This is a genomic window from Moorena sp., from assembly GCF_982860115.1.
Genome location: NZ_CEYLVT010000243.1, coordinates 1 through 11,160, shown reverse-complemented (window position 1 = coordinate 11,160; position 11,160 = coordinate 1). Strand labels below are relative to the sequence as shown.

The window sequence follows — 11,160 nt, the reverse complement described above, 5'->3', positions numbered from 1 at the left end:
GGTTCACCACGTTTACGAATAACCTTGCCCGGTACTCCTACAACTACGGAGTAAGGCTCAACACTCTTGGTTAAAACTGTCCCAGCGCCAATGACAGAACCTTTACCTATTCTGCAACCATCAAGGATTCTTACTCCCGCCCCGATCCAAACATCATCTTCTATAATGACACCTTTATTAGTAGACGGTTGAAGGTCGATAGGCGTATCAATATCGTCAAAAGTATAGTTTGAAGTAACAATTACAGTATGGGTAGCGATTCTGACCCAGTTTCCTATAACTAAATCCCCTGCACCATAAAGAAAACAAAAAGGGTTGACACTACAGTCACTACCAATTTTTATCTTACCCTGTGCAGATATGAGCATTGCTGAACTTCGGATAATTGAGCGATCGCCAATATGAATAGCAGAGTCTTCCAAATTACATTTAAGGGTTACATTATTTTCTACAATGACTCGATTGCCCAGAAATAATTTACTTAAATTATTTTTGATTACGTTTTTGCCTATATAACAGTTTTCACCAATAGCTCCAAGTTGGTTACGGTAATAGTTGTGTCTGATTTTTTGTTTCTGATTATCCCATAACTTATTGATTAATTTAAAGGATTCATACATATAACAAATGGAATAGGGAGTAGGGAGCAGGGAGCAGGGAGCAGGGAGCAGAGTTGCGTAGGGTGCGTTAGGGGCGGGCTTGCCCTCATGTTCAACCTCGTAGCCAGTGTTGGGATAGCCCGTCCCGTAACGCACCGTCAAAGTTGGCACAGTCCGTCCGATTGTAACGGGCAAGATGCCCGTTCCACCCACCAGGTCTGTAGTTTTTGCTTGAATAAATCTCAATATAAAATTATTGTGGTAAAACTTTCCATTGTCTAGGTTGATAAAATTGACATTGGGTCATTAAACTATTACTTTTAACTTGGAAGTTTAATACTACGTGGTCGTAGATATATTTAGGTCGTTTTTGAACCCAGACTTTAGTAGAATAAGAACCTGGTCGTAATCCAAGGTAAGGCATTTCTAACTGAAGTTCAACTAGTCCATTAGAAATTTTAAATATTGTGTTGTCTAGGTAACTATCTAGATTTAATAATGGTTCCCCTTCCCCAGAACTTTGTCTAATAATAATACAAAGGCTTCCATTATGAATTTCTGTGTGAGCTTTGCACTTAACACACAAGGATACCGGTTGACCACTGATAGGATAGTCAATCCTATTTCCTTGTCCATCTCTAAAGTAAACGCCAATAATATCTAAACCAGTGCTTTGTTCTGCTGGTTTTTCTTTAAAGAAAATAGCTCCTTTTGCTTCCTGTTTGTTATCTAAGAACAAATCTTGATCATATTGTTGGATTACCACAGCCGCCTTCCCAACTGCTAGTAATTTTCCCCGTTCAAGATAAATTGCTGAATCACAAATAGATAGAATAGAATTAGGATTGTGAGCTACTAACACAAACGTTGTCCCTTTATCCCGTAATTCAGATAGCTTTCTATAGCATTTCATCCTAAACATAATATCGCCGACTGCTAGCACCTCATCAATCAGAAGAATATCTGGTTCTGTATGAATTGCACTAGCGAAGCCTAACCTTGCTGCCATGCCAGAACTATAGGTTTGTACCGGCGAATCAATAGCATCCCCAATTTCCGCAAACTCTAGAACTTGATCAAACCGCTGATCAATTTCTTTTTTCGACAACCCCAAAATCGACATATTGGCATAAATATTTTCCCGCCCTGTCAAAATCGGATTAAACCCTGCTCCTAACGCAATCAATGGTGCCAAGCGACCTTTAACTTCCACAGAGCCAACATCCGGCTTAATCAAACCACTAATAATCCGCAATAATGTCGATTTCCCACTACCATTTTTACCCACTAAGCCAATTGCTTCTCCTCGTCGCAATTGAATACTGACATCCTTAAGTGCCCAAAACTCCTTTTTCCGCAGCTTATCATCCTTCTGCCGCAATCCTAATAACTCAGTGGCAATATCATGAACCCCATATAATAAAGACCGCTTCAAGTCCCGACAAAACTTTTTATAAACCCCATTAATCGAGAGAATGACTTCACTATCTTGGGATTTGTCAGCAAGGTCTGGCTCAGTGGTACTAATCATCATTAAGAACTCATCCTCTCAACTACAAAAGGCATGGAGAGACGATAGAAAATCCAAGCTAGTAGCAATCCCACAACAGCAATTCCACTCGCCACCCAAAATCCCAGGGGATCGGAGATCACACCTGTGGTTGCCAACTCTCGTGTTGTCACCAGCAAAGGAGTGACTGGATTCAATTTCACAATAGCGCCAAATACCCCCTCAGTGGGAACTGGATAGACAACTGGAGTCAGAAATAACCAAAATCCAGTTGCTAAAGTAAGACCCATCGAAAAATCTTTATACAAGGCTCCCATCGGGGCTAATAACAAGCCAATAAATGTTCCGAATAAGACAAGATTAATCAAAGCAACCGGTGCTATAATCACGCTCCAACTTACTGGCATTCTGAACCAGATAAACAAGCCCACAATCAGAATCAGCTTGATACCAAAGTTAAAAAATACTTGACCGAGTTTGCTAAGAATAATCGCTTCACGGGGGAAATTAATTTTAGCCAACATCGCCTTGGCCTGGGTCACGGCTTGGACAGGACCATTCAGTGTTTCCACAAAAGTCTGCCACAGGGTCATGCTAAACATTACATAAGCTGGATAGGGCAACTCCGTGCTACCAACATTAATCACCCCGTTACTCTTAGCCACAGTAAAGCCAACAGCTGTCACAATTGGTGGTATAAAAGCCCAGACAATTCCCAGAAATGACTGGCGGTATTGGGCACTGATATCCCGCACCAGAAGTCGCCAAGCTAGTTCCCTAGAAGCTAGCAAGTCTCGCCCCATCTCTTGAAATAATTGAAGCGGATGCCTCATCTTACTCTCAGGAGTATAAAGTACCCTGGGTAATCTCTGATCTGATCCTTTAGTCCATTTCAAAACTATCTCCTCACTTTTCTAGCAGTTATCAATTGGGTGAGGTACAAATTTTCGGGTTTCAGGGAGCAGGGAGCAGGGAGCAGGGAGCAGGGAGCAGAAATACAGGTTATATTTATAGCGTTTCTCGTAGTTATGAGGTACGCTTCTCAACCTCAAAGTCCCCCTTAATAAGGGGGATTTAGGGGTATCAATTTGTACCTTATGGGATATAGAATTGCTATAATAGTTTAATCTAGATTTAATCTAGATTTATATCTGAGAATAATTATCTGTTAACTTATTCAAAAACTATCTGTTAAATCGGGATAGTTTAGCAAAGCAAGTAAATTCATTGGTTCAGAAAAAAACGCTAAGTTGTTGCACCTTTAAATTGGATACTATTCAGTTAAAAAACAAACCCTGTCTTGAGGCAAAGCGCGAATGAGGAGGGAATAAAGAGTAGCTTATTTATAGGGGTAAAACTCAAGACAATCCATACAGTGCAATCACCAGTGGCGGAATAATCAACGCCATCAACAAACTTAATGGGGCACCCACCCTAGCAAAATCCAAAAACCTGTAACCCCCTGGCCCATAAACCATGGTATTGGTCTGATACCCAATCGGAGTCATAAAACTATTGGATGCTGCAAACATCACTGTAAACATAAACGCTAGAGGATTCAGACTCAAACTCTTAGCTACCTCCACAGCAATCGGCAATAGTAACACTACCGAAGCATTGTTAGACAGCACCTCTGTAATCAGGACAGTAACCACATAGAACAGTGTTAACAACCAATAACCAGGCAGATTACCCCCTAGTGCCACTAGATTTTTGGCTAACCATTCAGTTGTGCCTGACTCCTTCATCGCTATTCCCAAAGGAATTAACCCAGCCAGCAGGAAAATAATATCCCAGCGTACTGTTCCGTACAGTTCCCCAGGTTTGAGACAACCAGTGATCACCATCAAGACTACTCCCAACAAGGCACTCACCATAATCGGTAGCACATTAAAGGCAGCTGCTAAGACTACCCCTACACTAATTGCGATCGCAATCCCTGCTTTGTCTCGCCGTAGGGTTTCTAAATCTCGCTGTCCAATCACCAATAAATCTCGACTGGTTTGCAATCCCAACAAACTTTGCCTCGGCCCTTGTACCAACAGCACATCACCAAAGTGCAAGGAAACTCGTCCAAGTCTTTCTCTGACCAGTTCCTGTCCCCGTCGAATTGCCAAAACCGTACCGTTATAGCGTTGCCGAAACCGCATATCCTTTAAGGTTGAGCCAATTAAATTAGAGTTAGCCAGGATCAACACCTCAGCAATCCCCTCCTCCCCAGAGGTAAGACCGGTTTCCAAGGGTTGCTGTCCAAATTGGAGATCAGCTAAGATTTCTATCCCTCGTTGATCTTTGACTCTCAGCAGACACTCCCGACCAGACCTCACAATCAAAATATCCCCTGGTCGCAATACTTTATCTGCCAGCGGTTGGGGAAAACGGCTACCATTGCGAATCAGTTCCAAAACGTCCAAATCAAACTTCCGCTGGATTTCACTGGCACGTAGGGTTTGCCCCACTAGGCTGGAATCTGGTGTAATTACAATTTCACTGACATACTCTTTGAGATTATAGTCTTGAGTGACAATACCATTGCTAGCTACTTTACGGTTGGGCAAAAGTCGGGGTGCCACTAGAGCCAAATATGCCAATCCTACGGTAAATGTAATTAGCCCCAATTGGGTGAATTGAAACAAGCTGAAATCACCATAGCCCAACTGTTTAGACAACCCACTGGCCAAGACATTAGTGGAGGTGCCAATGGTAGTGATCATGCCCCCTAAGATAGTGACAAAGGATAAGGGCATCAAAAGCCTAGAAGGGGAAATACTTTGCTTGCGGCACCAATCTTCTACAATCGGAAGTAGTACAGCCACCACAGCGGTATTGTTAATGAAACCCGTGATCGGACCAGCAATCATTCCCATGGTAAATATTTGCTGGGTTGACTCCTTGCCTCCCCACTTCAGCAGTAGGTCATTCACGATTTGAAGCGCCCCAGTTCGGGCAATCCCAGCACTGAGGATAAACATAGCCATCACAGTGATCGTGGCAGGGTTGCCAAAACCGGAGATTCCCTGTTCTGGGGTGACTAGCTTTAGAAGCATCAGTAATACCATCACTGCGATCGCAGTGATATCCACTGGCATCCATTCCCTAATGAAACTGATTAAAGCTAGTACAACAACGCTCAGGGTAAGAAAAATAGTCATAGATAGCGTAGGCTCTCACCAAAAAAGACTACCTTAATTAGGTAGCTCATGGACATCAATCAAACATTTTTATAAATTTACCTATCCATGGAATTTATCTCGCCATAGGATTCAATAACGCTATTAGTTAGCGTATCCTTCATCAAATCTATAATTTATAGTTATAGATTTGATCAGAATCCTTAGGGCATCAAATTAATTTAAAGGTAACTTCATAACTTCATAACTTCGGAACTTCGGAACAATAATGTACTAGTCTTTATTCCCCGAATTCATCCGTAGTTATGAAGTTAATTATTCCTTATAATCTAGTCAAGTAGAGCCCTTAATTAAAACTTTAAATTAAGACAGCCTTTGTTTAAAAAACTTTAATAATAAACTGTCAATTACTGTTGACTGTTAACCGTTAACGGTTGACCGTTGACGGTTAATCCTACCATCTCGCCAACCAAAAAATCAATTAAATTAAAATTGAATAAACTCCTGCGAGTCCCTCTGAGTCTGCCAGGAGAATAGATAGCTTCTGGAGTAGGGGAGCAGGGGATATTCCATGTCCGTCCCCATTCCCCCATCCCCCCATCTTCTTCAAAGTAAAGCGTGGTAGCTCACGCTTCGAGCAATTCTCCACTTCCCATCAAGCAGAATTCCCAGAGGGATCACCCTGACTACCCTTGTCAATACGCTTGATCGGTTTCGGTCTTGGTGTTTGGGGTTTGGGTGCTGTGGCTGTAGCCACGCCATCCTTTTTACGAGCAGGGCGTGGCTTCGGGTAACTCTTTTTAGCACCAAAACGTTTCTTATTTTTATTAAATGGTTTCCTCTTTGGTCCTTTTTTGTTGAGAAAACCAATATCATTTCCTTCCTGGATTACCAGGGTATTGGCTTGCAGCTGTGCATGTAAATCCCAAAAATGACCAACAACCCTTTCTCCCAGGCAACCCTTAAGCTTTAACTTGAAAAACTTAGGCTTATCTGACTCTTTACGAGGTAATTGCCTAATTTTAACAACGACTTGTTCATTCTCCCGCGAATGGTAGATAACCTCACCACGAATGGAAAAATAGCCATCCTTAGGAATCGGTTCCACCTCAGCTTCTGAGCAGTCATTTGATGTCTCGACTTCTGCTTCGGACTGAGCAACTCCCGAGTCAGTTGTTTCAGCTTCAGCTGTGGGTTCGAGAGTTTCCGGTTCCCAGACGCCAACAATTTGGACATGTAAGTTATCGTCTGCTTGCCTGATGCGGGGATAGACAACCCAGAGGTGGGGCTGATTGAGATCTAAGTGATTCTTGACCAAACTCATGACCCGACCGAGTAACACCGCATCAATCAAGGTTCCATCTGCCGCTACAAGTGTTCCCCTGGTCAACTGCTCTGCGGAAGGCATATATTTGCCATTGACCAGACCGATGGCGCGGTATTGCCTAGGTTCACTGGGGGCAGGAATTGGGTGCTGTCTTGAGACCTGACTTGAGACCTGACTTGAGACCTGAGTAGTTACTGTCCCATTAGATTCAGCTAAGGGATCTGATTTGGTGGTATCTTGAGAGCCACCAGTTGGTGTTTCTGGGGGCTGGTTTTGCACACTGGATACTTCCGGTGGTTGGATTCCAGACGACTCAGCTGAGTCGGGAAGCCCATTCACAGACGAATTCATATAACCTCCTAGCGGCGGAGACACATTCCCATGGGTGGTTTTGACTGACATTGGCAGCATTGTCTTGTCAACATATTCCAGCTTTCCGGTGTCCTTTCCAGAAAAAATTCTTCTGGACTGTTGCCACCAAAAAACTGGAGGGTGAGCGCACTTGGTACTAGTCTACCCACTGTACAGAATGCAGTGAGATAAAGCTTAGATCCGCAAAGTTTATGGAATCTTTAATCTGAGCGGTTTCTAGCCGATTTAACTGAGCCTTAATGCTAGCTTATTTAATGGATGGGATTGATGGGAGGAGACTTTAAACTCCCCAAATCGTTTCATAATGGGAAGAGAGTTCAAGAAAGTTTTGTGTCTCAAAAGCGCAGTCTGTGGATCAAAATAGTGCTAGTACTAGCTGTGCTAGCCTTTATCGGTATTTCGATGATTCCTTTGCTAGGGAATATTTTCAAGGATAATCCCGCCTCTGTTGGGGCAACACCTACAGCTACACCAAATATTTCTGCCCAGCAGCAAGCAGAACTAGAAGCTCAAGCCAAGGGTTATGAACTAGTCTTGCAGCGAGAACCAGAAAATTTAACGGCTTTGAGAGGTCTGCTGGAGATACGGTTGCAGCTCAGAGACATCAAAGGCACCATTGAACCCCTAGAAAAGTTAGCCAAACTCAATACAGACCAGACAGATTATGGAGTCTTGCTGGCTCAGGTAAAACAACAAATTGGCGATCGCGAAGGAGCAGCTCAAGCTTATCGGGACATATTAAACGCTAAGCCTGGGGATATGAATGCTCTGCAAGGGTTAGTTAGTTTGCTAACCCAGGAAAACCGCCCAGAAGCAGCCATCGGTTTGCTGCAAGACACCTTAAAAAGTTCCCAGCAAGTCAATGAGATTAAACCTGGGAGCATTGATGTCATTTCTGTGCAGTTGTTGTTAGGTCAAGTTTACGCGAATCAGAAGCGTTATGACGAAGCCACAGCTATCTATGACCAGGCGATCAAAGGCAACCAAGATGACTGGAGACCAGTGCTAGCTAAAGCCATGATTTTTAAAGAACAGGGTAACACTGAAAACGCTAAACCCCTGTTTGACCAGGCTGAATCCCTAGCACCAGCCAAGTACAAAGACCAAGTCAAACAGTTGGCAGCCGAAACTCCAGAAACTCCAGAAACTCCAGAAACTCCAGAAAATTAGAGTGATGAGTTACCACTCTGTGTGGTAACGTCACTTACTGATATAGCAGTCGCCAGGGCAGGCGCGGACATGACAAAAGTCTCAAACCTAAGTAAGCGCAAGAGTTTGACTTCTGACTTCTGACTTCTGACTTCTGCTATAAATCGACCACTGACGCAGTCTCGGAGGAATCATCAATACTTCCGCTCTTTCGGTTCAAACAAGGTAATGTTGACCGGTTTATATTGCAGGTCAATACCTGCAGATGAGTAAAACGCTAGGGTGTGTTTGAGAAAATTGGGATCATCCCGTTGGGGATAATCCTCCCGGCTATGGGCACCCCTGCTTTCTCGTCGGTTCAGAGCAGAGGTAAGAATCATTTCTCCGACTATCATTAAATTGCGCAGTTCCAAGGCTTCGATAATTTCCGTGTTCCAGCAGTTGCCTTTGTCATCCAAATAAATTTGCTGGTACTGTTGTTTGAATTGTTGCAGTTGGTTTAATCCCTCCTCCATGGACGCTTGGTTACGGAAAACGCCACAGAATTGGGTCATACAGTCTTGGAAGGCTTGACGCAACTGGTTAAGCCGTAAGGTGCCAGATTTTTCCACAAGGGCTTTGATTTTTGCCTGGGCTGCATTGAGGTAGGATTGCTCGTCAATGTCTGGTAACTTCCGGTCTTGGACGTATTTTGCGATCGCAGCACCAGTTCTTTTGCCATAAACCACACATTCCAACAGGGAATTACTCCCGAGGCGATTTGCCCCATGAACAGATAAACAGGCTGATTCCCCAGCGGCAAAGAAGCCCTCAATTAACCCATCTTTACCACTATGAACTTGTCCATCGGTGTTGACAGGGATTCCCCCCATGGAATAGTGGGCAGTTGGTCGTACTGGCATTGGTTCATGTACTGCGTCAATACCAACCAATCGATGGGCTTCTTCCCAGCAAAACGGAATCCGACTCATAATCTTTTCTTTGCCCATGTGGCGCAGGTCAAGGTAAACAAAAGGTCCACCTGCACTGCCATCAAGATGAATGCCACGACCAGCTCTGAGTTCTAGGGTAATCGCTCTTGAAGTAATATCCCGGGGTGCCAGTTCCATTTGTTTGGGGGCGTAGTCCCTCATAAAGCGATCGCCTTCTGAGTTAATCAGATAAGCCCCTTCCCCTCGTACCGCCTCAGAAATCAAAACTCCCACCGGATACAAGCCCGTAGGATGAAACTGTACAAACTCCATATCTTCCAAAGGCACCCCAGCCAGAGCTGACATTCCCAGACCATCCCCAGTGGAAGCAAAGTCATTGGAGGTCGTATTAAATACCCGTCCATAACCCCCGGTAGCAAACATGACCGCTTTTGCCCGTACTACTGCGACCTTCGTGTCTAGGAGCTGGAACATAACCACCCCTTTTGCCTGACCCTCTTCCAAAATCAGCTGCATAACGTACCACTCATCGTAGAGTTTTACACCGTTATGCCGGAGATTGTTCACCAGTTCATGCAAAATGGCGTGACCCGTCTTATCTGCCGCGTAGCAAGTGCGGCGATGGGAATGCCCTCCAAAAGCCCTCTGAGCAATCCGACCATCCGGTAAGCGCGAAAACAGCACCCCCATGTGTTCCAGCTCAATGACCACCTCTGGAGCCTCTTTGGTGAGGATTTCTACTGCATCCTGGTCTGCCAAGTAGTCAGAGCCTTTAACCGTGTCAAAGGCATGGGCTTCCCAGCTATCGTCAGCATCAACATTATTCAGAGTAGCTGCCATACCCCCTTGGGCAGCCACCGAATGGGAACGAATTGGGTGAGTTTTAGCCACAAGGGCGACATCCAGCTTAGGCTCAGAGCGTTTAATCTCTAAAGCAGCGCGACATCCAGCTAATCCCCCACCGACAATAATGACATCGTGTTCTAGCATCTCGCTCGTATGATGGAATCCGAATTCCTATTTTAGGCTCTAGGTTCTAGCCTCTAGGCATTTACCGTCTAGGATTGCGGAAAAAGTTATGAAGCGCCCCTCCTTAAGGACGGAGGCTCTCAACTCCCCTTCCCCGGATTGCGGAAAAAGCCGGGGATGGTCCGGATTCTCTTCAACCGGTCGCCCCAATAGGTTTCTGTCTAGGCGCTCTGCCTCCAGCTGTTGATGTGGTTTCCTCCTCTTCCATCTGAGAAATTTCAATATGGTTTAACAATGTAGTCACGAAGGCAAAGAGCAGGAAAGGCAGAGATAGTACCAAAATCAGCCCGACAGTTGCCAGAGCGTAAATTTGGCGGTCAGCACTCCAAAGAGCTAAGGCTGAGGCGAGACTCAGGAAAATTACGATTAACCAAACCATAATTTGTCCATAAATGTCACCAAAGCTTAGGGTGCAGACAATGCGATATCGTTGTAAGTTATCCATGGCATCTATTGACACATTTCTTTATTTTTCTAAGCATATGCGTCTCATCCAGGTTTGGGGGATTTCTCAATAATTTTTAAGAGGAGCGCAACATGACTTTACATTTACATTTACATTTAGACTTTACATTTAGTCATTAGTCATTAATCCTTAGTCCTGTGTATTTTGTGAGCCAGATTAAGCCAGATGGTATTGACTTTTGACCAATAACCAATTATAAAAAAGCGCCCTCGGTAGGATTTGAACCTACGGCCGAGGGATTAGAAATCCCTAGCTCTATCCACTGAGCTACGAGGGCATAGCTATATCATACATCAGAAAAAACTGTTTTTGCTTGGCTAGTGCTCGGGTAGTAGTCTCTGTGTGCCTAATACCTACTCCTATCAAGGCGCTTTGTGGGTATTCATTCCTGTGTCGGAAAACCATTAAGCACAACATTTAATTATACCAATTTAAAACGGGACAGTCAAGGTCAAAGAGCAACAGGGAACTTCGGATCAAGGAACAATGGCTCCGGTAACAGAAAGCATTACTTGTTAATCGTTGCCCGATCTCAGCATTCAGCCGTCAGCCGTCAGCTTATTTTATTCAAAAGCTGTTTGGTGTAGCGTGGCACAGGCTTTGGCCAAGGCCAAAAGGCCACGCGGGGCGCGTTTGGCCACGCGG

At 44.3% G+C, this 11,160-nt stretch carries 9 protein-coding genes and 1 tRNA gene; 1 reads left to right on the top strand and 9 read right to left on the bottom strand.

Annotated features, from left to right (window positions below):
- The 6 genes from AC4II3_RS27660 to patR form a co-directional block, all read right to left on the bottom strand.
- A partial coding sequence (locus AC4II3_RS27660; protein ID WP_490722966.1) for an acyltransferase occupies positions 1-845 on the bottom strand: 845 nt, incomplete at its 3' end.
- A 7-nt stretch (positions 846-852) separates the two neighbouring features.
- Positions 853-2,130, bottom strand: coding sequence for an ABC transporter ATP-binding protein (locus AC4II3_RS27655; protein ID WP_488010744.1), 1,278 nt, complete (start codon positions 2,128-2,130; stop codon positions 853-855).
- 2 nt (positions 2,131-2,132) lie between these two features.
- On the bottom strand, positions 2,133-2,942 hold the full coding sequence (locus AC4II3_RS27650) for an ABC transporter permease (RefSeq protein ID WP_488010742.1): 810 nt from the start codon (positions 2,940-2,942) through the stop codon (positions 2,133-2,135).
- 525 nt (positions 2,943-3,467) lie between these two features.
- Positions 3,468-5,261: an SLC13 family permease gene (locus tag AC4II3_RS27645; RefSeq protein ID WP_488010726.1), complete on the bottom strand. Its 1,794-nt coding sequence runs from the start codon at positions 5,259-5,261 to the stop codon at positions 3,468-3,470.
- 386 nt (positions 5,262-5,647) lie between these two features.
- Complete coding sequence (locus AC4II3_RS27640) at positions 5,648-5,833, bottom strand: hypothetical protein (RefSeq protein WP_488010724.1); 186 nt, start codon at positions 5,831-5,833, stop codon at positions 5,648-5,650.
- 62 nt (positions 5,834-5,895) lie between these two features.
- On the bottom strand, positions 5,896-6,918 hold the full coding sequence (gene patR, locus AC4II3_RS27635) for a heterocyst master regulator PatR (protein WP_488010722.1): 1,023 nt from the start codon (positions 6,916-6,918) through the stop codon (positions 5,896-5,898).
- Positions 6,919-7,269: 351 nt separating this feature from the next.
- Between patR and AC4II3_RS27630 the strand changes: the two genes are divergently transcribed.
- A complete protein-coding gene (locus AC4II3_RS27630) occupies positions 7,270-8,109 on the top strand; it encodes a tetratricopeptide repeat protein (RefSeq protein WP_488010720.1) in 840 nt (279 codons plus the stop codon).
- A 173-nt stretch (positions 8,110-8,282) separates the two neighbouring features.
- Here AC4II3_RS27630 and AC4II3_RS27625 read toward each other — a convergent pair whose 3' ends face one another.
- From AC4II3_RS27625 to AC4II3_RS27615, 3 genes are all read right to left on the bottom strand, one after another.
- Complete coding sequence (locus AC4II3_RS27625; RefSeq protein WP_488010718.1) at positions 8,283-10,010, bottom strand: succinate dehydrogenase/fumarate reductase flavoprotein subunit; 1,728 nt, start codon at positions 10,008-10,010, stop codon at positions 8,283-8,285.
- A 172-nt stretch (positions 10,011-10,182) separates the two neighbouring features.
- A complete protein-coding gene (locus AC4II3_RS27620; protein ID WP_293078073.1) occupies positions 10,183-10,494 on the bottom strand; it encodes a hypothetical protein in 312 nt (103 codons plus the stop codon).
- A gap of 225 nt (positions 10,495-10,719) precedes the next feature.
- Positions 10,720-10,792: transfer RNA gene (locus AC4II3_RS27615), tRNA-Arg, on the bottom strand.
- Positions 10,793-11,160: the final 368 nt, after the last annotated feature.

What these genes read in the sequence shown, in the direction of transcription:
- AC4II3_RS27655 (WP_488010744.1), bottom strand. Translation starts at nt 2,130, where the DNA reads ATGATTAGTACCACTGAGCCAGACCTTGCTGACAAATCCCAAGATAGT.
- AC4II3_RS27650 (WP_488010742.1), bottom strand. Translation starts at nt 2,942, where the DNA reads ATGAGGCATCCGCTTCAATTATTTCAAGAGATGGGGCGAGACTTGCTA.
- AC4II3_RS27645 (WP_488010726.1), bottom strand. Translation starts at nt 5,261, where the DNA reads ATGACTATTTTTCTTACCCTGAGCGTTGTTGTACTAGCTTTAATCAGT.
- AC4II3_RS27640 (WP_488010724.1), bottom strand. Translation starts at nt 5,833, where the DNA reads ATGGGGGAATGGGGACGGACATGGAATATCCCCTGCTCCCCTACTCCA.
- patR (WP_488010722.1), bottom strand. Translation starts at nt 6,918, where the DNA reads ATGAATTCGTCTGTGAATGGGCTTCCCGACTCAGCTGAGTCGTCTGGA.
- AC4II3_RS27625 (WP_488010718.1), bottom strand. Translation starts at nt 10,010, where the DNA reads ATGCTAGAACACGATGTCATTATTGTCGGTGGGGGATTAGCTGGATGT.
- AC4II3_RS27620 (WP_293078073.1), bottom strand. Translation starts at nt 10,494, where the DNA reads ATGGATAACTTACAACGATATCGCATTGTCTGCACCCTAAGCTTTGGT.